Origin of the sequence: Sphingomonas kyeonggiensis (assembly GCF_014196745.1) — a bacterium.
GTDB lineage: Bacteria > Pseudomonadota > Alphaproteobacteria > Sphingomonadales > Sphingomonadaceae > Sphingomonas > Sphingomonas kyeonggiensis.
Genome location: NZ_JACIEH010000002.1, coordinates 1,315,093 through 1,336,760, shown reverse-complemented (window position 1 = coordinate 1,336,760; position 21,668 = coordinate 1,315,093). Strand labels below are relative to the sequence as shown.

The 21,668-nt window shown below is 63.3% G+C and carries 21 protein-coding genes; 10 read left to right on the top strand and 11 right to left on the bottom strand.

The features are described 5' to 3' along the window. Positions 1–346 precede the first annotated feature (346 nt). Positions 347–1,279: a LysR family transcriptional regulator gene (locus tag GGR46_RS14545; protein ID WP_183998642.1), complete on the top strand. Its 933-nt coding sequence runs from the start codon at positions 347–349 to the stop codon at positions 1,277–1,279. On the opposite strand, the gene GGR46_RS14540 is transcribed toward GGR46_RS14545, so the two are convergent. Continuing rightward, positions 1,214–2,428, bottom strand: a complete 1,215-nt coding sequence (locus tag GGR46_RS14540) for a cation:dicarboxylate symporter family transporter (RefSeq protein ID WP_183998641.1) — start codon at positions 2,426–2,428, stop codon at positions 1,214–1,216. The two genes, GGR46_RS14545 and GGR46_RS14540, sit on opposite strands and share 66 nt — an antisense overlap. Positions 2,429–2,619: 191 nt before the next feature. On the opposite strand from GGR46_RS14540, the gene GGR46_RS14535 reads away from it, so the two are divergent. The 4 genes from GGR46_RS14535 to GGR46_RS14520 all read left to right on the top strand — a co-directional run bounded on the left by GGR46_RS14535 (position 2,620) and on the right by GGR46_RS14520 (position 7,909). After that, positions 2,620–3,489: a substrate-binding domain-containing protein gene (locus GGR46_RS14535; protein ID WP_183998640.1), complete on the top strand. Its 870-nt coding sequence runs from the start codon at positions 2,620–2,622 to the stop codon at positions 3,487–3,489. After that, a complete protein-coding gene (gene tcuC, locus GGR46_RS14530) occupies positions 3,486–4,808 on the top strand; it encodes an MFS transporter (RefSeq protein ID WP_183998639.1) in 1,323 nt (440 codons plus the stop codon). The genes GGR46_RS14535 and tcuC overlap by 4 nt, the downstream gene beginning before the upstream one ends. 64 nt (positions 4,809–4,872) lie before the next feature. Further along, positions 4,873–6,336: an OprO/OprP family phosphate-selective porin gene (locus GGR46_RS14525; protein ID WP_183998638.1), complete on the top strand. Its 1,464-nt coding sequence runs from the start codon at positions 4,873–4,875 to the stop codon at positions 6,334–6,336. A 58-nt stretch (positions 6,337–6,394) separates the two neighbouring features. Further along, a complete protein-coding gene (locus tag GGR46_RS14520) occupies positions 6,395–7,909 on the top strand; it encodes a DHA2 family efflux MFS transporter permease subunit (RefSeq protein WP_246426091.1) in 1,515 nt (504 codons plus the stop codon). Positions 7,910–8,590: 681 nt separating this feature from the next. Here the strand turns inward: GGR46_RS14520 and GGR46_RS14515 are convergent. Further along, entirely contained in the window at positions 8,591–10,102 is a 1,512-nt protein-coding gene (locus tag GGR46_RS14515) for an FAD-dependent oxidoreductase (protein ID WP_183998636.1), read from the bottom strand. A 42-nt stretch (positions 10,103–10,144) separates the two neighbouring features. On the opposite strand from GGR46_RS14515, the gene GGR46_RS14510 reads away from it, so the two are divergent. Next, on the top strand, positions 10,145–10,621 hold the full coding sequence (locus GGR46_RS14510; protein ID WP_183998635.1) for a MarR family winged helix-turn-helix transcriptional regulator: 477 nt from the start codon (positions 10,145–10,147) through the stop codon (positions 10,619–10,621). Between the two features lie 241 nt (positions 10,622–10,862). On the opposite strand, the gene GGR46_RS14505 is transcribed toward GGR46_RS14510, so the two are convergent. Beyond that, positions 10,863–11,672 carry a LysR family transcriptional regulator gene (locus GGR46_RS14505; protein WP_343058173.1) on the bottom strand — a complete coding sequence of 270 codons (810 nt, stop codon included), beginning with the start codon at positions 11,670–11,672 and terminating at the stop codon, positions 10,863–10,865. 213 nt (positions 11,673–11,885) lie between these two features. Between GGR46_RS14505 and GGR46_RS14500 the strand changes: the two genes are divergently transcribed. Continuing rightward, complete coding sequence (locus GGR46_RS14500) at positions 11,886–12,401, top strand: DoxX family membrane protein (protein WP_221262747.1); 516 nt, start codon at positions 11,886–11,888, stop codon at positions 12,399–12,401. Positions 12,402–12,688: 287 nt separating this feature from the next. Then, on the top strand, positions 12,689–12,988 hold the full coding sequence (locus tag GGR46_RS14495) for a (2Fe-2S)-binding protein (protein ID WP_425506561.1): 300 nt from the start codon (positions 12,689–12,691) through the stop codon (positions 12,986–12,988). Between the two features lie 210 nt (positions 12,989–13,198). Here GGR46_RS14495 and GGR46_RS14490 read toward each other — a convergent pair whose 3' ends face one another. The 3 genes from GGR46_RS14490 to GGR46_RS14480 form a co-directional block, all read right to left on the bottom strand. Beyond that, positions 13,199–14,224 carry an SDR family oxidoreductase gene (locus GGR46_RS14490; RefSeq protein ID WP_183998634.1) on the bottom strand — a complete coding sequence of 342 codons (1,026 nt, stop codon included), beginning with the start codon at positions 14,222–14,224 and terminating at the stop codon, positions 13,199–13,201. Then, complete coding sequence (locus GGR46_RS14485; RefSeq protein WP_183998633.1) at positions 14,221–15,174, bottom strand: AraC family transcriptional regulator; 954 nt, start codon at positions 15,172–15,174, stop codon at positions 14,221–14,223. The genes GGR46_RS14490 and GGR46_RS14485 overlap by 4 nt, the downstream gene beginning before the upstream one ends. A gap of 510 nt (positions 15,175–15,684) precedes the next feature. Beyond that, positions 15,685–16,584, bottom strand: coding sequence for a LysR family transcriptional regulator (locus GGR46_RS14480; protein WP_183998632.1), 900 nt, complete (start codon positions 16,582–16,584; stop codon positions 15,685–15,687). 95 nt (positions 16,585–16,679) lie between these two features. Here GGR46_RS14480 and GGR46_RS14475 point away from each other — a divergent pair, with 95 nt between their 5' ends. After that, a complete protein-coding gene (locus GGR46_RS14475) occupies positions 16,680–17,513 on the top strand; it encodes an SDR family oxidoreductase (RefSeq protein WP_183998631.1) in 834 nt (277 codons plus the stop codon). A gap of 52 nt (positions 17,514–17,565) precedes the next feature. Then, a complete protein-coding gene (locus GGR46_RS14470) occupies positions 17,566–18,060 on the top strand; it encodes a lipocalin-like domain-containing protein (protein WP_183998860.1) in 495 nt (164 codons plus the stop codon). Between the two features lie 37 nt (positions 18,061–18,097). Here GGR46_RS14470 and GGR46_RS14465 read toward each other — a convergent pair whose 3' ends face one another. From GGR46_RS14465 to GGR46_RS14445, 5 genes are all read right to left on the bottom strand, one after another. Then, positions 18,098–18,886, bottom strand: a complete 789-nt coding sequence (locus GGR46_RS14465) for an SDR family NAD(P)-dependent oxidoreductase (RefSeq protein WP_183998630.1) — start codon at positions 18,884–18,886, stop codon at positions 18,098–18,100. A gap of 126 nt (positions 18,887–19,012) precedes the next feature. Further along, entirely contained in the window at positions 19,013–19,249 is a 237-nt protein-coding gene (locus GGR46_RS14460) for a hypothetical protein (protein ID WP_183998629.1), read from the bottom strand. 74 nt (positions 19,250–19,323) lie between these two features. Continuing rightward, entirely contained in the window at positions 19,324–19,851 is a 528-nt protein-coding gene (locus GGR46_RS14455) for a class I SAM-dependent methyltransferase (RefSeq protein ID WP_343058171.1), read from the bottom strand. Positions 19,852–20,123: 272 nt separating this feature from the next. After that, the gene (locus tag GGR46_RS14450; RefSeq protein WP_183998627.1) at positions 20,124–21,071 is read right to left on the bottom strand and encodes an SDR family oxidoreductase; all 948 of its coding nucleotides are present in this window, start codon (positions 21,069–21,071) and stop codon (positions 20,124–20,126) included. 88 nt (positions 21,072–21,159) lie between these two features. Then, positions 21,160–21,549 (bottom strand): hypothetical protein, encoded by a 390-nt coding sequence (locus GGR46_RS14445; protein ID WP_246426089.1) that lies wholly within the window; start codon positions 21,547–21,549, stop codon positions 21,160–21,162. Positions 21,550–21,668 lie beyond the last annotated feature (119 nt).

The following is a 21,668-nucleotide window of genomic DNA, read 5'->3' as shown; positions in this document are numbered from 1 at the left end:
GGTTAAAGGCGATAGGGAGCTCTGCCCCCCCTTGCGCGCTGCGCTGGATCAAGCATCGGCGCCAAGGCGCTCTGAATGGCTTCAATCTGCTCGGGATGCGCGGTTTCCGCAGCGAGCTACGCCGCCTGCGGCTCGAACGCCACTCGGAACCCGAACAATTTATGCATCGGCGCGCTCGCCGGCCAGCCGCCCGCAAGCCATCGGAGCACATCGGGGTCGAGCAGATTCCAGCTTCGTGTGGCAGAACGAAGTGGCAGGCCGAGTAGACGGTCCCTTCGCCATTCTGCGCCAAGGGTCGCACACGGCACCGCTCGAAAGGCACGATGCCCTGTGATAGCGTCGATATATGGCACCGTTTAACTGCGAGTTGATCGATTTGCGGGCGCTCGTCGCGGTCGCGGACGGCAAGAGCTTCCTGCGCGCCGCCGATCTTCTCAACCTGTCGCAGCCTGCGCTCAGCCGACGCATCCAGAAACTCGAGGCGGCAATTGGCACTCCCTTGCTGGAGCGCACGACGCGTAGGGTAGGACTGACGCCCGCCGGCCAGGAAATACTGCCACTCTTGAAGCGGTTGCTGGAAGAGATGGACAGCTCGCTACTCGGCATTATTGCGTTGGGGGAACGCCAATCCGGGCGGCTGACTGTAGCAAGCATCCCGAGCGCCACCGTCCGATTTCTTCCTGATGTTCTCGAGCGGTTCGCACAGGAATATCGCGGCGTCCGCGTACGGATTCTCGATCTTTCCGCCACCGAATGTGCCGAGGCCGTGCGCAGGGGCGAAGCCGAGTTGGGGATCACTCTGCCGGTCATTGCCGACAATGACGTCATCTTCGAGCCGCTGGCGGACGACCCCTACGGCCTTGTCTGTCGGCGAGATGATCCCTTGGCCGCGCTGGCGGACCCAGCCTGGTCAGACCTGATCGGACAACGGCTCGTGACAGTGCATCTCGGCAGCGGCAATCGTACCGCGCTGGAAGCGGGCCTAGCACGCGCGGGGATCGAGTTGCGCTGGTTCTATGAGGTGACTCGCCTCGCCTCGGCGATCGCGCTGGTACAGGCCGGACTCGGCCCCTCAGTGCTGCCGCGACTGGCCTGTGAAGGGCCCGAGGCGCGTGATCTGGTGTGGCGACCGCTCAAGGGAGCGGAGATCAACCGGACAATCGGCGTGCTGCGCCGCCCTGGCGCAACGCTTTCCCCTGCCGCGAACCGGTTGCTAGCGCTGCTCGGCGAAGCCTGGGGGAAGGCCCGGCCGGGCACCGCTCCACCGGGCCACGAGTAAGGACGCGGTCACATTGGCGGTGGTACTGGTCAATGCACGGATTTCGGACAGGAAGCGATCGATCGCAATCAGCATGGCGGCAGCCCCCACCGGCACCTCGGGCAATAGCGATAGCGTGAGCAAAAGCGCCGAGAATCCGCTGCCGGTTACCCCGGCCGCAGCCTTTGACGTGACCAGCATCACCGCGAGATAGAGCGCGACCTGGCCCGGCGACAAGGGCACCTCCAGCGCTTCTGCGAGGAACAAGGTCGCCACGATCAGGTAGACGGCGGTGCCGGCGAGGTTGAGCGAATAGCCAAGCGGTACGGTGAGCCCCACAATGCCGCGCGGGCAGCCCAGCGCCTCCAACTTCTGGATCAGTCGCGGCAGCACCACCTCGCTGGAGGAAGTCCCAAGCACAATCAGCAACTCCTCACGGAACAGGCGCAGCAGCAGGAGCCCGCCGATGCCAGTCGATAACCAAACGGCTGCGACCAGTAAGGAAACGAGCAGCCCACAGGCAAGCGCAAGCGTTGCGGTCAGCAGGCCCAGCGAACCGAGAAAGCCGATGCCAAAGGTACCGACGGTATAGGCGATCGCGCCGAACGCGCCGACCGGCGCTGCGCGAATCAGGAAGCCGAAGATCGCAAATTGCAGCTTGGTCAAGGCTTCGATCGCGCGGACGATCGGCGCGCCCGCCTCACCGATCCGCAACAGCCCGAAGCCGACCAATCCGGCGACGAACAACACCGGCAACGCGTCGCCGGCTGTGAAGGCGGAGAACAGCGTGTCGGGAACGATATGGACGAGGAAGTCGCCCGGACCGGTAAGATGCCGGCCCGCAAGCTGGTGAGCGATGTCGGCCGCGCCGCTGGCGTCGGACGGCACCGCCAGACCGCGGCCGGGCTGCATTGCCATTGTTACGCCCATCCCTACACCCAGCGCCACCACCGTGATCGCGAGGAAGAGTGCGACGCTCCGTAGCAGCGTCGCCCCGGTATCTCGCGCGGCGCCGTGCCGCACGATGCCTTCGACGATGGTGCAGAACAGCACAGGCGGTACCATCATCCGCATGGCCTTGACGAACGCGATGCCGAGTGGGCCCAGCCCCTGCCCCGCCGCTGGCCACCACCAGCCGATCGCCGAACCCGCGAGGATGCCGATCAGCATTTGAACGTAAAGGTGCCGTACCGCGCGCAGAGTCGCTCTCCTGATTTTTATGCGTGTAGCGCATAAAGTGAACCGATCATTGCATTTGATAAAGGCCCGGTGCGGGTTCTTAGTGTCGCCAAAGGCAGCCGGGCTCAAGCCCCGCCGCGACAAGAGACCGCGCACCAGCGGTACCGACGAGAGAGGTTTTCATGCACGCTGCTCCTCCCGCCACCTTGGCCAGACACAACACGCCGGAGAGCCGCCGCGGCATTCTCCGACGCGCGACGATCCTTGGCGCGCTGAGCCTCATTGGCTTAGGTGCAGGGCCAGCATCGGCCGGCGACCACAAGCCGGCGCGGATCCGCGAGCTCCGCGTCTTCACCTCGGGCGGCTTTACTGCGGCTTTCGCCGTGCTCGCCGCTCAGTATGAACGCGAGACCGGAATCCACATTGTGACGGAACGCGGCCCCTCCATGGGCGAGACGCCGCAGGCGATTCCGAACCGGCTGGCCCGGCATGAGGCAGCCGATATCGTAATCCTCGCCCGCAGCGGACTCGACAAGCTAGCCGCGCAACACACCGTGGTACCGGCGACGGTCACCGATCTCGGCCTGTCGAAGATCGCCGTCGCCGTGCGCGCGGGCGCGCCCCTCCCCGACATCGCCACGCCCGAGGCGGTACGCAAGACGCTGCTCCACGCCACGTCGATTGCCTGGTCCGACAGCGCCTCCGGATTTTACATCCAGACCGTGATGCTCGACCGGCTCGGTATCGCAGACCAGGTCCGGCCCAAGGGCCGCATGATCCCCGCCACGCCGGTCGGCGAGATCGTCGCGCGGGGCGAGGCAGAGCTCGGCTTCCAGCAACTGAGCGAACTCAAGCCCGTCAAGGGCATCCGCATCGTCGGGCTGCTGCCGGAAACACTGCAGAAGGTGACGCCCTTCTCCGCCGGTGTCGTCGCCTATTCCACCAATCCGAACGAGGCGCTCGCGTTGATCGCGTATCTCGCCTCTCCCCGTGCGTACTCGATCATCCGCGACAGCGGATTGGAGCCCGCGTCGCAAAAGGTGCATCCATGAGCCAGATTTTCACGCCCTATGCCGACAGCTCGGCCTCCGCCCCCGTTCCCGCCGAGCGGCGCAGTTCGGCCTTCAAGTCGATCTTCATCGTCGCCAGCGGCAACTTCCTGGAGATGTTCGACTTCATGGTGTTCGGCTATTACGCCACGTACATCGCCAAGGCGTTCTTTCCCGCCGACAGCGAATTCGCCTCGCTGATGCTGACGCTAATGACCTTTGGCGCCGGCTTCCTGATGCGGCCGGTCGGTGCGCTGGTGCTCGGCGCCTATATCGACAAGCATGGCCGCCGCCGCGGGCTGCTGCTCACGCTGGGGCTGATGGCGCTCGGCACGCTCGCGATCGCGGTGACGCCCAGCTATGCGCAGATCGGCGTCGCCGCTCCGGTCATCATCCTGCTCGGCCGGCTGATCCAGGGCCTGTCGGCAGGCGTCGAAGTGGGCGGTGTCTCGGTCTATCTGAACGAGATCGCGCCGCCCGACCGCCGCGGCTTCTTCACCTCGTGGCAATCGGCCAGCCAGCAGGCCGCAGTGGTGTTCGCGGCGGTGATTGGCCTGCTGGTCTCAACCAGCCTCGACGCCGAGACGATGCAAGCCTGGGGCTGGCGCGTACCGTTCGTCATTGGCTGTCTGATGATCCCGTTCCTGTTCGTGATCCGAAGCCACATGGAGGAAACCGAGGCGTTCCTGAACCGCAAGGTGCGGCCCGACCTAAGCCAAATCCTGCGCACCGTCGGCGCGAACTGGGGCCTGGTGGCACAGGGCACCTTCATGGCGGTGATGACGACCGTCTTTTTCTACATGATCACGGCCTATACCCCCACTTTCGGCACCAAGGTTCTGGCGCTGGGACCCGGCGAAAGCCTGTTCGTCACGGCCTGTGTCGGCATCACCAACTTCACGCTGCTGCCGGTTATGGGCGCGCTGTCGGACCGGGTCGGGCGCAAGCCGCTGCTGATCACGGCGACGCTGCTAGGCATGGTGTTCGCCTATCCGCTGATGCACTGGCTCGTGGAGGCGCCGAGCTTCGGCCGGTTGCTCACCGTGGAGCTGCTGCTCGCTGCGATCTACGCCATCTATAACGGCGCCTTCATCGTCTATCTGACCGAGGTGATCCCGGTGCATGTCCGCACCGTGGGCTTTAGCCTCGCCTACAGCCTGGCGACCGCCATCTTCGGCGGCTTTACGCCGGCGATCAGTACCGCGCTGATCGGGGCCACCGGCGACAAAGCGATCCCCGGCGCTTGGTGCGCGGCCGCCGCACTGCTCTCACTGCTGGCCCTGCTGATCGGCGCCCACCTCGCGCGCCGCCGCGCGGCCTGATCCCGCGACACGAGAAGCGAGACGGCGGCCGCGCGCCGCCGTCCGCCCCCGGAGAGGAAGTTCGATGCAACGAGGAGCCCTGTTGATCCTGGGCCTGTGGATCGCCGCACCCGCCCGTGCCCAGAGCACCGACGAGGTCGCACGCCTGGCGCGGCTGGTGGAAGCGCAGCAGGCGCAGATCGCCCGGCTGGAGGCCCGGCTGAATGCGATCGATGCCGGCAAGGCCATCGCTGTCGCCCCCCCAGCCCCCCAGGCCGAGACGCTGACAGCCGCACAAAACCAGTACCACGGCCGCGCCCCGCTCGGCCAGGCTCTGCCTTCCGATGCCCATCCGCCCTCACTCGATGCACGGCTCGCACGGATCGAGCGGCTCCAGCGCGACGGTGTGCAGGTCGACTGGTCGAAGGGAACACCGGAATTCGCCAGCGCCGACGGCAATTTCACCTTTCGCCCGCGCGGCCGCATCCTGATCGACCTCGGTACCACCACCGGCAGTTCGGTGCCCAGCCGCAACATCACCGCTACCCGGGCGCGCTCGCTTCGGCTCGGCCTGGAAGGCACGATCGGCAAGCACCTTTCCTATGTGCTGGAAGGCGATTTCGCCAACAACGACGTCACGATCAAATCCGCCTATCTCGCCTGGACGACGCGCTTCCTCGGACAGCAGACCGAGTTCGCGCTGGGCAACCGTCTCAACGACCGCGGGCTGGACGGATCTAGCGGCACGATCTCGGTGCCCTTCCTGGAGCGCAATGTCGTGGCGCAGGGCATCATCCCGGCCCGCGGCTTTTTCGGACTCGGCGCCGCCGCTAGGGTCTATGGGAGCCACTGGCATGTCGGCGTGCAGGTCTCGGGCGACGACATCAACAACGCCAGCACCAGCAGCGACAGCCGCACGATCGCGGCGCGCGCCCACTGGAATCCGGTCAAAACCGCCAACTGGCTCGTCCATCTCGGCGCGTGGGGCTTCAACGAGAAGATCGCCGGCGATGTCGTCCGTCCTGTCCGAAGCATCGCCATAGGTGGTTTCTACAACGACAATCTCCGCGTGCTGCCAGGCGACTTCGCGCATGCCACGCGTGGCAATGGCTATGGCGCCGAATTCGCGCTGTTTCATCGAACGCTCTGGGCATCGGCGGAAGCCGGCGCGCGGGATTTGCGGAAGGGGTCGGGCGAGGCGGCCCACCATTCCGCCTGGTCGCTGGCGACGGGCTGGTTCCTGACCGGAGAGACGCCGCCTTACCTCGCGCGCGGCGGAGTGTGGAGCCGGCCCAAGGTGCTACAGCCCGTGACCTCTGGCGGTAGCGGCGCGCTCGAGCTTGCCGCCCGCTATGAGGAAATCGACTATAGCGACAGTCCGCTCGCCGGCCGGGGCACCGCCGCTACGCTTGGCGTGAACTGGTATCTCAACAATTTCACGCGGCTGCAGCTGAATGCAATCGACTGGACGATCACCAGCCCGAGCGGCACCGGCATGGCAAGCGATCACGGCCAGAGTCTGGTTGGTCGTGCGCAGATCGCCTTTTGAGGATTAGCGGTAAACGGAAACAAACGGCATGCGGTGGAGACGACGTAACCTGGCCTCGATGAGCGCGGATGTCGGCGATGGCCTAGCACCGGGGGTCGAGGCCGTGACCTTGCCGGCCAAAGCGGTGTCCGGTGGTGGAAGGGGCTACCAAGCGATTGCGTTGGTAGTCGCCGCAGCACTGTTCATGCAGCAACTCGACGGCACGGTTCTTACCATCGCGCTGCCAACGATGGCGCGAGACCTGGGCACCTCCGCCACCAGCCTCAGCCTCGCGCTCACCAGCTATCTCCTTGCGTTGGCGCTGTTCATCCCGGCGAGCGGCACCCTGGCCGACCGGTTCGGCTCGCGCACCGTGTTCTGCGCGGCGATCGGCATCTTCCTCGCCGGATCGCTCGCCTGCGCCCAGGCCGGAACGCTGCCGATGCTCGTCGCCGCCCGCTTCCTGCAAGGGATTGGCGGCGCGATGATGGTGCCGGTCGGTCGGCTGGTGCTCCTGCGGAGCGTTGCGAAGGAAGACCTGGTCCAGGCGCTGTCCTGGCTGGTCATGCCCGCGCTGATCGGACCGATCCTGGGGCCGCCCCTGGGCGGCTTCATCGTCACCTGGCTTGACTGGCGCTGGATTTTCTATCTCAATCTGCCGATTGGGATCGCCGGGACGATCGGGGCGCTGCTGCTGGTGCCCGAGGTGCGGGGCGATGCTTGCGCTCGGTTCGATACCCCCGGCTTCCTGCTGTCTGGCGTGGCGCTTGGCTGTCTGTTGTTCGGCTTCGAACTGTCGAGCCGCCCCGGCACCGGCCGGGTTGCCCTTGCGCTGCTCGTGATCGGGCTGGTGTTCGGTCTTGCCTATGTCCGGCACGCCCGACGGGTGAGCGACCCGATCCTCGATCCGCGGCTGATGCGGATCAATACCTTCCGACTATCGGTGATCGGCGGCTCGCTCACGCGCATCACGCAGGGCGCCCAGCCTTTCCTGCTTCCGTTGATGTTCCAACTGGGCTTCGGCTTGTCTGCGGCGACCACCGGCACCATCACCATGGCAGTCGCGATCGGGGCGCTGGCGATGAAGGCGCTGGCGCCGCGCGTTCTGCGCCGTTGGGGATTTCGCGACAGCCTGATCGTCTCGGGGCTCGTGAGCAGCCTCGGCTATGCCATCTGCGCGCTGTTCCACCCGGGTTGGTCAGTCGCGGCGATGATGGCGGTGTTGGCACTTTCGGGCTTTTTCACCTCGTTCCAGTTCACGGGCTACAATGCGATCGCTTATGCCGATGTCGAGAAGCACCAGATGAGTGCCGCGACCAGCCTCTACGCCACCTTCCAGCAGCTTACCCTGTCGCTTGGCATCTGCATCGCCGCCATGGCCCTGGAATTGGGGCCTCGGCTGGCGCACTGGGAGCAGTTCGAACTCGGCGATTTCTCGTTGGCATTCGTGATCGTCACCGTAATCTCGGCCTCGGCCCTGTTCTGGAATCGCTGCTTTGCGCACGATGCCGGCGTCGCGATGAGCGGTCACCAGTGGCAAGCAGCGGGCGGCTCGTCTCATGCCAAGGGAAATGGATCCTCCCTCAGGACTTGATCTTCACCAGATCGCAACCGCGCAACTTGCTATCGATCGCCAGGTCGAACAGCGCTCTGCCTCAGAGGCCACCTTCCCGATCCAAGAAAAAGCGAACGACCCAGATCTATTTCTGGGTCAGCGGTCGTTTCGTGTCGGCTGTTTTGCCGGCATTCCGCGCGGGCCGGCGCTGTGCGACAGCATCAAGATGCCAATGTCCCATCGTTCGTTTCCACGGCGGTCATTGCCTGTGAAGTGAACGCGAAACGACATCTACCTACTGCCGTTTTTGGTACGGCGGCCCACGCCCCGATTGCGGGCATTCAATTTCATGATCATAGATCCGAGCCCCGACGCGGCATTGCTCTCGGTGCGACGGGCAAGGTCCTCCGAAGCCTGGGCTATCTCGCCCGAATCGGGGCGGATGGACGACACGAATACCTCCGAGATCAGGCTCAAAGCCGATGGCCGGCTGTAGGTCGATCATCCCGATAGCGGCATCGTGGACACGATTGAGCGCCTTGAGCCCGCTTCAAGCCGAACGGATCATCCTGCTCGTGGCACACCATGTCGGTGCCGACGTTCTTCGCGACGCCCCGCACGTCTGAGCCGAGCTGCTGGAAGGCTGCGAGCGGTTCCCAGGTCTGTTGCCACCCGTCGTGGCCGAACCAGTCTTGCGCCGTCAAAGCAGATCACTTGGTCTCATGCCGACACTTCGGGGAAGGTTGTTCCAACCGTCGTGTCGAAAAAGCTTCGCAGCGTCCGATCCAGTTCACCGGTATCGACGATCGCGGCCAGATAGCCGTCAGGACGCACCAGCGCCCACTGACCAGGAGTGAGCCCATAAGCATGCGCGACATACCCCGCCTCATCGACTAGGTCGCCCTGCTCGCCAATCAGGGCGATCTGCAAACCCGCGCGCGGCAAGGGACGCTCGGCCACATCGAAGCCCAGCAAGGTCCAGTGCGGCCCGGCAAACACGTTGAACAGGCGCGTCTGTTGGCCCGCTTGTCCCCGGCACGGCGCATCGGGCGCGCGGTCGCCGGGCTGGAGCCGCGCTTCGCTGGACCGGGACGGGCGTGACAATGACGATGTGCGATATCCCAGGTCGAGTTGGCGGGCTTCGCGGTCGCGGCGCATTGTACCCGCCTTGGCTTCGCCGAGCAGGCGCGTGGCCAGTCCCAGCATCCCCGCCGCGATGGGGCGTCGCTCTTCCTCGTAGGTGTCGAGAAGCGTGTCCGGTCCACCGGAGATGACCGCTGCCAGCTTCCACCCCAAATTATAGGCATCCTGGATGCTGGTGTTGAGCCCCTGCCCTCCCGTTGGCGGGTGGGTGTGGGCCGCGTCTCCCGCCAGAAAGACCCGCCCGACGCGATAGTGGTCCGCCAACCGCGCGTTCATCGCATAGACCGAAGCCCAGGACACTTCTCGCACCACGATGTCGCTCCGGCCGGTTCGCTGAGCGATCAGTCCTGTCAGAGCAGCGGGGGAAAGATCGACATCCCCTTCGAGCGCCACCGGCCCTTGCAACTGGAACAGATCGGTGCCTGCCAGCGGGCACACCATCAGTTGCGTCACGGGGGAGCCAAGCTGGAAGCGATGCCAGGCCAGCCGGTCAAGCCCCTTCAGCCGGACATCGGCGACAAGTGCGCGAACGCCCAGTGTCTCGCCTGGAAAGCCGATGTTCAGGGCATGACGGATAAAGCTCCGGCCACCATCGGTGCCGATCAGGAAGCGGGCACGGATTGGGTGCTCGCCTTGCGCATCCGCGACGCGGGCGGAAACACCCTCCTCATCCTGTTCGAACCCGGTGAGCCGCCGTCCGAAATGCGGGCGGTGGCCAAGCTCCGCAAGCCTTTCGCGCATGACGGCCTCGGTCCTGAACTGGGCAACCATCAACGGAGCGACATAGGGTTCCGACGGGCTGGTGGACAATTCCTCCCCGGTCAGCAGCGATTCCTCGGTGGCGCCGTCGCTGCGATATTGGCGCAATGGAGGATATGGAGCGCCCGCCGCCGCGAGGCGATCAACCATGCCGAGATCCTCGAACACTTCAAGGGTACGCGGCTGGATGCCTTTGCCACGTGATCCGCCAAAAGGCCGCTCGCTTTGCTCGATCAGCGAGAACGCGATGCCGCGTCGGGCAAGATCGATAGCGAGTGCGAGGCCTGCCGCGCCTGCACCGCTGATCAGGACTTCGGTATCGAAAGACATTGGCATCTCCGCGAATCAATGTGCATTATGCACATATATTCAATGATGCTGCGGAGCAAGGAAACCGTGAATAATGCACATAATAGAGACATCCTGAGCGGCCTTCAAGCCGCGCTCATCGATGTGGTGGATGAGCTCAACCGCCCGCGCCGGGACGACCGACTGATCGAGGAGGCTGGCATTCCGCTCGACCGTGCGCTGTTCCCGCTGCTGACGCGGATCGCTCGGTACGGTCCGATTGGTGTCGTCGAACTCGCTGACCGAACGGGCCGGGACCACACCACCGTCAGCCGCCAGATGACGAGGCTTGACGAACTAGGCCTGATTAACCGGCAAGCTTCTGCCCGCGACAAGCGGGTCCGCGAGGCCAGCGTCAGCGAGAAGGGGCAAAGGATGATCGATGCGCTGAACGCCGCGCGCGAGCGTCTGGCCAATCGCATCCTGGCATCATGGACGGACTCCGAGCTCGATCAGCTTCGTCAGCTGCTGCGCAGGTTCGCCGACGATCTGATGCGCTAAGTTGCCGCGCGGGTCGGCGTGCCATTCTCCCTGGGCTCTTGATCAAGCTCGGCAGATGGTCGGGGAGCGTTCGACGAATCCTCGCTATCTGCAGCGCCGTTAAGGGATGGTCTATTCCTGCAATATCGAGCGTTGGCAGAGAGGATCAGACCACAGATAGGCGTCTGATATTGGTGTTTAAAACGGAATACATGCTGATCTCCGAAATCGTCCGCAAGTTATCTAACGACGATTAGTCGATCTATAGGCGCCTATCCACCTGGAGCCGCTCAAACAATGCGGCCAACCAGTCAGCGAACACCCTTGTCCGTGGCGATATGTTGCGATGACCCGGATGCAACACGGATATCGGCATTCGCGGTGGCGGAGTATGCTGGAGCACCGGAACAAGCTCACCTGCCTCGATCTGCTGCTGCACACGGTAACGCGGAACCTGGATTATCCCAAGCCCAGCAACTCCCGCAGCAGTGTAGATCTCGGCGCCGCGTACGGTGACATCGAACGGCAGCATCACCTCTCGCACCACCCCCTTGACTTCGAAGTCGAGCGCGTAGGGTTGGCCGGAGGCGGAAGCGGCATAAGCAACCATCCGATGCCCGTTGAGGTCGTCGAGCGTCAAAGGGAGGCCGAAGCGCTCGAAATAGACGGGGCTCCCCAGCGTCAGCTGCGCTGATTCCGCCACCTTTCGGCCAACCAGCGAAGAATCCGGGAGAACACCCGCGCGAAGCACGCAATCCACCCCTTCCTCGACTAGATCCACCATACGATCCGTCTCGCTCAACCGGATTTCCACCGCGGGATGCTGGCGAATGAAGTCAGGGAGCGCCGGCAGAACGAAAAAGCGAGCAAGCGTCCCCTGCATGTCGACGCACAAAGGTCCCTTGGGCTCAGAAGCCCGAAATCCACTTTCGACTTCATCGAGATCGGCCAGAAGCCGGACGCATCGACCGTAATAGATATTGCCGTCGTCCGTCGGCCGAACCGCCCGCGTCGTGCGCTCGAGCAGGCGCGTGCCAAGGTGCGCCTCTAGCTGCTGAATGGCTCGGGTCACCGTGGCGCGCGGAAGTCGCAAATCCCTGGCAGCACTCGCAAATTTCCCCGCTCTACAATCCGGACGAAGAGCCGCATGGTTTCGAAGCGATCCATGCTATTCCGATGGACTGATCGTCATCGTACATCAACCGCCGATTGTTGATGCATGTGGAATGGTGAATTCAATTATTGTTTCTTGAGTAGATATCCTCTCTCGATATTGTTGTTTCCAGTGAAACAAGTCGAGGAGATGGACATGCCGGAGAGACCTGCCGGCGCGACGGCGCAGGTGCCGAGCTTAGTCTTCCCCGCCCTGGCCCGCTTCTACAGTCGTGGGCGAGTGGCCGTCTACGTCGCTCTCCGGATAGCTTTTGGTCTCACAATCATGACGCACGGCGTGCCGAAACTGACCGGCAGCGCTCACGGCTCCATGGCCAACCCGATGGCCGGATCAGTCAATCTGATCGAAAATGTGCTGGGCTTCCCCTTTGCACCACAGCTTGCGCTGTCCGTGGCGCTGCTCGAGACCTTTGGCGGATTCGCAGTCGCTATCGGATTCGCAACGCGGTTGTTCGCACCGATGCTCGCGGTTCAAATGGCGGTAATCTGCTTTGCGCTTGGGCCGACCTATCCCTGGATCGACCGTGGGATCGAATACCCCATCATTCTCGGCTTCATCGCGCTGCTTATCTCCATGAACGGCGCCGTCGCTTGGTCCGTCGACACCCGCCTGAAGCGCGAGCTTTGAAAACAGGAGGCCCGCTGTGACCCACTCCAAATCGACAGCGCTGGAGATCACCCGCCGTGAAACCCTGCAGGCCGGTGCCGTTGCTGGTGTCGTCGGCTTCGTGCCGCAAGCGCGAGCCCAGCAGCTAGCGTTTGTGCCGGTGCCGGGAAACGAGAGCGGCTCCACGGTCTCGATCGAGGCGCGCATCAATGGTGAGCCCGTCTCGCTCGAGATCGACGCGCGGGCCCCCCTCCTCGACATGCTGCGCGAGCGGCTGAACCTCACTGGCGCCAAGAAAGGCTGCGACCATGGTCAATGCGGCGCCTGTACCGTGCATCTGCCCCCCTATCGCATCGTGCCTGACCCTGGCTGCCAAGGTCGATGGACGAGAGATCATCACGATCGAGGGCATTGCAGACGGCGACAACCTCCACCCGATGCAGCAGGCTTTCATCGACCACGACACCCTGCAATGCGGCTATTGCACGCCCGGACAAATCATGACCGCCACCGCCTGCGCGCGCGAGGGCCATGCGACATCGCGGAAAGACATTCGAGAATATATGAGCGGCAATAACCGCGGCGCCACCGCCACGAAACGGCGGTGACGTCGAATGATGGCGTGAGAGACAGAACGAGATTTCCGGAAGCGGTAGCGTAGAGCTTGGTATTCGACCCGCCTTTCGCGCGTCCGATCGGCCCGCTTGATCGTGAGGAATCCTGGCGTGGGCGACACTCCGGTAGTGGCGCAGGGAACTGCACGATAAAGGCGGCGCCACGCTGCAGGGCGCGGGAGTCGATGCGTTCGAGGAGCGGGCTTAGCCTGTTCTTCCGGCTAGAGAAGTCGCCGCAGCAATAATCGCCTCGCGAGGCTCGCGTGGTGTCCAGCCAAGCACGCGCTGCGCTTTGTCGTTCGAGGTTTTCTTAGCGTAGCCGAGGTCGGGTACGAAAGGTCGCATTTCCGTATTGAAGCGGGCGGCGATGCGGACCAAGAAGTTGGGGAGTGCGCGCATCGGAACCCGCCTGGCCGCATCGCCTAGCGCGGCCCTGATGATTGCGCCGATCTCCTTCAGACTGAGTGCTCGGCCGTTAGAGAGCAGAAACCGCTCACCGGCCGCCGCCGGGTTGGTCATCGCCATCACATGCGCACTGGCCACGTCGCGGACATCGACCACGGGTATGAACAGGTTGGGGACGACCGGCATCGCGCCCTCGAGCATGCGCTGCACGATGTGATTTGCACCCGATACGTCCTTGCCCATCACCGGTCCCATGACCGCGACCGGCAGCATCGTGGTCAGTTCGAGGCCTCCTCCCTCAGTGGCAATGAAATCCCAGGCCGCACGTTCGGCGAGGGTTTTGCTCTTGCCGTAAGCATCGACGCCCGGACCATCGAGAATCGTCCAGTCGGCTTCGGTGAACATGTGGCCGTCATGGGGGTGCCCCCAGCTCACGGCGTGGAATGCGGAGGTCAAAACGACGCGCTTCACCCCCGCTGCACGTGCCGCCCGCAGCACGCGCAGCGTGCCTTCGCGCGCGGGGATGATCACCTCATCTTCACTCGCCACCTGCCCCGGCTGTACCGGCGAGGCGACATGCAGGACGACATTCATGCCGGCCATTGCCTTCGTCCAGCCATCGTCGCGCAGAAGATCGGCCGCGACGAAGCTCAGCCTGTCGGAATGAACCATGCCTGCATTCTGGAGGATGTCGCGCACCATCGCTTCCTTCGCCAGCGACCGGAGAGTGGAGCGGACGAAATGGCCTTGCTCCAGAAGCTGGAGGATGCAGTGCCCCGCGACGAAACCGGAGCCCCCGGTGACGAGAACGCACTTCGGAATCATGACGGAGTTTCTTCGTGAATGGAATGATCGTCAACCCGTTGGGCGCGCCAGCGGGTTGGGGTTGTCCGCTCCCAGCGGCGGAAGGCTCGGACAAATGAATTGGGCTCGACGAAGCCGACCAGCATGGAAATGGCCACTGCATCGAGGTCGGTGGCGATGAGCAAACGACCTGCGGTGGTCCGCCTCACGCCCGCGAGCTGCTCCTGAAAGTTCGTCCCGAGTTCGTGGAGCCGGCGTTGAAGTGTGCGGGTGCTGAGATTGAGGCGTCCGGCCACCGCCGCCACGCTTGGCTCGCGCCCCTCGCTCAGTTGCCGTGCAATGGCGACGCTCACCTCGCCCACAAAAGCGGGGAAGCCCTCTCCCGCGCGAATGCGCTGCTCCAGGTCACCCAGCACATGCGCGAAGGCACCGCCGTCAGCGGTGAGAAACGGAACGTCGAGCGCGGCGCGATCGAAGACCATTGCCTCACTCGCGGCCCCGAAAACGATCGGGCACTCAAAGTGGCGATGCAGAAGCTCCTCTTCGCTCGGGCGCCGCGTCAGTTCGAGCCGTATCGGCGTGACCTTTCCGCCTGTGCCTCGCCAGGCGAGCTGGCGCAACGAGGCCATCGTCATATCGACGAGCAGGCGCGGGACCGGTCCGTTCGCCTGAAGCCAGCGGTAACGAACGGCGGCTTCGCCGCCCTTGACCTCGACCTCTACAAATTCGGGGCAGGTCAGGCTTTTATAACGGGACAGCGCAGCAAGTGCGCTGCGAAAATCGGGCGCGTGCAAGGCGACGATCGCCGCCACACCGTAACCGCGCGCGATCCCTTCGTCGCCAAAGCGAATGCCTGCGCCGGGGTCTTGGAATTCCTCCTCGGCTGCCGTCCAGATGCGGAAGAAATCGCTTGTCACCCACGCGTTCGACGGGGCGACGCCCGCATGTGCGCATAGGCGTTCGATCGGCATGCCAAGCGTCGACAGCACGCCGACCGGCGGCGAAAAGGTGTTTGGGCCTTGCATGGAGAAAACATAAGCCGGCGGACATGTCACAACAAATCCGATCGCGCCAATCGACCGCGCCCTCGGCACGAACGACATATGCCGACTTGTAGCCCATTGATCCAACTTTGCTGCTTCGCTTCTGCAAGCTGCGCATCCGATTACCGCTTGCCAGATCACCAGATCGTTAGGCTGGCAGCGATAGTCTCGTCGATCGACCGCACGGGTTTTGTCCCGCGATAATCTTAGCTTGAAAGGCCTTGCAGCTCGGAAAGGTGGCCCGCGCCGGAATGACCTACCAAGCAGCATTGGAGATTGGTTTTGCCAGGAGGTTCTTCCCCTTGAGGCGGCTCTGACACGCTATATCCGCGGGAATTGGCGCGTACCCGAGGATGTGTTTGACGAATGTCAATAATCGGAGAGCTTCAGGCCGCGTCGTAGCGAGCTTAGGGAGATACCGTGTCCCGCTTCACGACGTCATCGCCCGCCCTCCAACTGCTTCAACAAGTCGATGAACGCCCGGAGCGGCGACGGCAGGTGTCGGCTACGCGGGTAGTAGAGCGCCAGGCCCGGTGTCGGCGGGCACCAGTCATCGAGAACGGTCACGAGTTCACCCGACTGCAGAAATGACTTGGCGAAATGCTCGGGGACATAAGCGATGCCGCGCCCAGCCGCCGCTGCCTGCACGAGCAGATCATTGTCGTCGAGCGTGAGAGTGCCCGGCACGTCGAGCGCGATCTCGGCGCCGCGCTTGGCAAACTCCCAGCGGTAGCGCTTTCCACTCGGAAGACGTTGACGGATACAGCGATGTGTATGCAGTTCGTCGGGTGTCTTTGGTGTCGAGCTGCCCTTAAGATATGAGGGTGCGGCCACCGCGATGAAACGCACATCGCCCCCGAACTTCACTGCGACCATGTCTCGCGGCACGGCCTCCAGCAATCGCACGCCGGCATCGAAACCCTGCTCCACGATATCCGCGAGCCGCCCCTCCGACACCAGATCAAGGTCTACATCGGGGTAGAGATCGAGAAATCTCGGCACGACGTCTGCGAGCAGGATGCTGGCGCCGCTCTTGTTCGCATTGATCCGCAGCGTACCGCTGGGGGTGCCGCGCTCTTCCGAAAGCGTGTCGAGTGCCTGGTCGAGAGCCTGCAGAACCGGGTCGAGACGTGCGAGCAGATTTGCACCGGCCTGGGTGAGCGAGACGCTGCGGGTCGTCCGGTTGAACAGCCGGACGCCCAGCTTTCCCTCGAGACCGATGATCGCGTGGCTGAGCGCAGAGCGTGAAACGCCCATGACATCGGCCGCCTCACGGAAACTCAGGTGGCTGGCCACCGCTGCGAAAGCGGTCAGATCGTTCAGGCTCGGACGTACCATTCGTGATCAATCTTCACCACGTCATCTCATTTTGAAGACCTTATACCACCAATATCTACCTCTACATCGGGAAAACGAACAGATGGAGGATTCATATGCCGAAGACATGGTTCATTACCGGCGCCACTTCGGGCCTCGGCCTGGAGATGGCCCAACAGCTGCTTGGCGAAGGTCATATGGTAATCGCCACAGCGCGCCGCCCCGATGCCCTGGCGCAGCTCAGGCAGCATCACCCCGCCCGCTTGGATGTTGTCCAACTCGACCTGTTGGAACCGGACAGCATTGCATTTGCGATCGAGAGCGCTTTTGAGCGACACAAGCGGATAGACGTCATCGTCAGCAATGCCGGCTACGGCCTGTTCGGGGCGGCTGAAGAGCTCACGACCACGCAGATCGACCGGCAAATCGCCGCCAACCTGACGGGATCGATCCATCTGATCCGCGCCGCACTGCCCTTGCTGCGAAGCCAAGGTGGCGGACGCATCGTCCAGGTTTCTTCCGAGGGCGGGCAGATCGCCTATCCGGGTTTCAGCCTCTACCACGCGACCAAATGGGGTATCGAGGGTTTTGTCGAATCCGTCGCCCAGGAAGTGGCGCCGTTCGGTATCGACTTCATCATCGCCGAGCCGGGCCCCACGGGCACGAATTTCGGAACCAACCTCGACCGCGCAGAGTCCCTGGCGGCCTATGCGGAAACGCCTGCCGACGCCGTCCGCCACGCGATCAGCGACGGAAGCTTCGAGATCAAGGGCGATGCGGCACGAACCGTTGCCGCAATGATCTCGGCCGCCCAGAGCGACGCGCCTCCACTCCGGTTGGCGCTGGGCAGCACGGCCTATACCTCTATCTCGCAGGCGCTTGCGGCGCGTCTGGCCGCACTGGAGGCGCAGCAGGCGGTCGCGAAATCCGCCGACCGGCAGGATCTGTGAACCGCAGCCGGCGCATAGAAATGCGGACCTCGTGAACCAGCAGGGAAACAACATGTCTATTTGCCGAGCAATATGGGCTCTCACCTTCAGCATCGCGTCTCCGGCCGTCGCGCAGACCGCAGCAGGAAACCAGGTCGTAGGCACCTGGCGAATGACGTCGGCGACGATCGATCCCGGCGGAAAGAATATCGCCGCCTATGGTGAGGAACCCAACGGTCTGCTTGTCTTCACGCCCGACATGCACTTCGTGGAAGTTCTTTCTGACGCCAACGTCCCGCGCTTTGCCTCGGATGCTCGCGGTCAAGGAACGGATGATGAGAATCGCGCGGCCATGGCGCGCAACATCGGGTTCTTCGGCACCTACACCGTCGATGAGAAGGGCGAATTCAGCGGAAACCGTGTCGAGGGAGCGACATTTCCCAATTGGGTGGGCAGCGTCCGGACCCGGCAGGATCTAACGTTGGTCGTTGCTGGCGACCGCATGACCGAAAGATTTCGCCGGCCGGAGGGCACCGAGATTCGGATCGAGTGGCGGCGCGTCAAATGAGGTGACAGGCGCGCGACCGCGGAACTGCAAGCGCGCCTCAACCTTCCCGGAACCGCTCGCCGGCCGACTTGTAGAGCTGCCGCGCCATGAATGTCCGCGGAAGAATGCGCGCCAGCAAGGCCGCGAATTTGTTGGCACGACCGGCGACCACCGACGCTTTACCGGCGAACAGGGCGTCGAGTCCGATCCGCGCGACAGATGCAGGGGCAAGCGCGGTTCGTTTGGTCGCTGCGTTGGGCCGAAAACCCGAAGTGTCATCGAAGCCGGTTTCCATATAGCCGGGCGAAAGAACCGTCACCCGGACCTGCGGTGCGAACTCGACATGGAGGGCTTCGCCGAGCGACAAGACATAGGCCTTTGATGCGCCATAAGCCGCCATCAGAGGCGCAGGCATATGTGCGGCGAGGCTCGCCACCAATAAAATGTGCCCACCCCCATGCGTTTTCATCCGCTGCGCGTAGACGTGGGTCAGTGTGGTAAGGGCTAGGATGTTCAGGTGCAGCATGGCCTCGAGCCGTTCCGGCCCATGCTCCTCGAAACGCTCGTTGAGCCCAAATCCGGCATTGTTGACGAGGATGGACGGCCGGATGTCCTGGGCGTCCAGCGCGGCAATCAATTCCTTTACGCCGTCTAGCTTCGAAAGATCACTGGTCTGGACGATGACCTCAACGCCCTGCTCGTCACGAATGCGGCGAGCGACGTCTTCCAGGGCGGGACGACTTCGAGCTGTGAGAACGAGAGGATAGCCCCGCCGCGCGAGATCATCCGCCAAGGCGGCGCCCAGCCCACCCGAGGCCCCCGTTACGAGTGCCCGATCAAGTCTCATATGCTCTGCCCCCTTTTCATGGCGGGGCGCTCGCTCGCAAGGCCACATCGTGCGACACGCTATCCGTCAAAATCCCGCCGCAGCCGGGACAATTCCTCGGCTCTCTTCTTTTGGCACGCTTGGCGATCACCAGATTGCGTGTCCGATCGTGAACGGAACGAGACCGCCAACGACTACGATCATGATCCTCACCAGCACATCAGGACGGATGCAAATGTCCCGAGCAAAGCCGACGCTATCTATGAGTGCGAGTACGCACCCGGCGACGACCGCATAGGCCATAAAGAACCAGAGCGGAGCGCCGAGCAGACCCAGCCTCGTCGGCAAGACCGCGACGATCACAAGATTCGCGACCCAACTCATCGTGGAATGCACGCTCCACGATTGATCGGCTCGTGGCCCCATTGCGTCCGTGCCCGCACGGTTCGAGCTGCGCATCATTGAATATTTCGCACGCGCACGATGCGGTACACAGATGCCGGAGGCAGGTTGAGCAGAGCGATCCCGAAGTGCTCGGCGGCGAGACCAAGCCTCTCCAAGACCTCGGCCGGCACGGAACATCGGCGGCCATAGGTGAAGAGATAGAGCGCCGCGTCGGGCAACATGCGCGAAAATGCCGAACGCATGATACCCTCGATATGGCCGACCGGCATATTGCGCAGACCCAATCCACAGACGGCGGCACCGAAAAGATCGCCCCGCGGCTGGCGGATAAGCCCGAGCGCAGCTGCGTCGATCTCGAGGATAGTGGCGCGGGGAAAGCGCTGCTTCAGCAAGCGCACGAAACCGGGGTTCTGCTCGACAAGGGTGAGGTCGCTTTGATCCACCCCCCTGCTGACAAGGCGTTCCGTAAAGATCCCTGTACCAGGGCCGAGCTCCAGGACTTTTCCGCTTGTCTGATCGATCTCTCGCGTAATCAACGATGCCAGCGCCCTGCCCGATGGCGCCACCGCGGCCGTACCCACCGGATCCCTCAGCCATTCCCACGCGAAGCGAAGATTGTCCTGCCACCCTCCGGCCCAAGAAGGCGCAGGGTCAAGGCTCCGCCCTCCGGAGGTCCCCCTCGAGATCGTCGGTCCACCGCCATCAAGTGTGAAGCGAGCGCTACTCTTCGGATGCAGGCAAAGGCGAGTCCGCCAGGAAAGCGTGTCGGGTTCCTGAGAGGCCATCGTCCGGTCCCTTTCTAAAAAACTTGGGTCGGGTGCAGGCGGCGAGGCTGGAGCCGACGACATGTGCTTCAGACCGGTACCGTGGCCCGCTCGATCATCGCCCCCGGGAAGGAAATGCCAGTGAGCTCCTCGGAAGACCGCCAAAGACGGCCCGCCACAGCCTCATCCAGTGCGGCGTCGGGCACCTTGGCAGGCGCTGGATGACCACGAACCTCACTCATCTTGTCGGGGCCATAATAGGTCCCGCCTTTCGCTTCGGGCGCGGTCGCTGCAAAGAGGGCGGGAAGCGCGCCTTGAGCGGCGGGCTGAAACAGGAATGGCAGGAACGTCCGCATGGTCCGCTCCAGGCTGAATTTGCCTGGCGCGTTCAGCAGCAAATCGGTGCGTGATATGCCGGGATGCGCAGCGATGCTGCTCACGCCCCAGCCGTTCTTCTTGCTAAGCCGGTCCAGTTCCAGAGCGAACATCAGACAGGCAAGCTTCGACTGGCTGTAGACCGGCATGGGCTTGTAACCCTGTTCGGCATTAAGATCCGCGAAATTGATCGAGCCGGCGCGGGCCGCGATACTCGATAGCGTTACGACCCGCGCCTTGCTTGCGTTGCGCAGGAGCGGCAGCAGGCGGGCCGTCAGTGCAAAATGCCCAAGGAAATTGGTACCGAACTGCAGTTCGAAGCCATCCTCGGTCTCTTGGCGCCTTGGTGGCACCATAACGCCCGCATTGTTGATGAGCATGTCGACGCTTGGCCGCTTGCTGCTGAGGCGCTCGGCAAAATCGTCGATCGATTTCAGGCTGGCGAGATCCAGTTGCTCGAAGCTGATGATCGCCTGCGGCACCAGTTGGCGAATCCTTGCCACAGCATCGGGCCCCTTCAAGGGATTTCGACCGGCAAGGATGACATCCCCACCGCTGCGCGCGAGCGCCAACGCATCTTCAAAACCCAAGCCGCCGGTGCCTGTGACAACGGCCGTTCGGCCCTGCTGCGGTGGAATGTCGGACGCGGTCCAGCCGGTCATGAGGATGCCTTTCGTAAATCATATTGGTTCAGACGGAAGCTAGTCATCACCGGCGTAAAGCCCATGCCGAAACCTCCAAGAGGCATGCCTATTCCTCCAATGCGCGAGGCTTAATCCGCCTTTCCAATGCCGCATCCGCCGCGACGGATTCTCGCGCGGCCTCGATTTGTGCTCTGGAAAAGCCGAGTTCCTCCAGCGTGGCGGCGGGAACAAGGCAGGGAAGCGACGCTCGAGACAGTTCTGCAAAGGCGCGCAGCGCCTCGAGATGCGGATTAGCGAGGGGGATGGACTTAAAATTGTCGAAAAAGACGAAAAGCCGTTGCAGCCGTGATCGACTGCGCATCTTACGCCCATCCATGATCCCGATAACGAGCGCCTGACGCTCAAGACGGGAAAAGTTCGGGCTTGCCATAGCTGGCAGAGATGTCTCGATTGACCTCGGCTGTGGTAATTCCACCCGCTCTAGTTGCAAAAGCATGGCGCCTCTCCTCGGATCGGACTGCAAGCCGCGCGATCCTCGGTGTTGAGAGCCGCGCCAATCTTGTCAGACAGTGCCGACGAAAGCCGTCGGGTTCCATGCCCGAAGCGTTAAAAGAC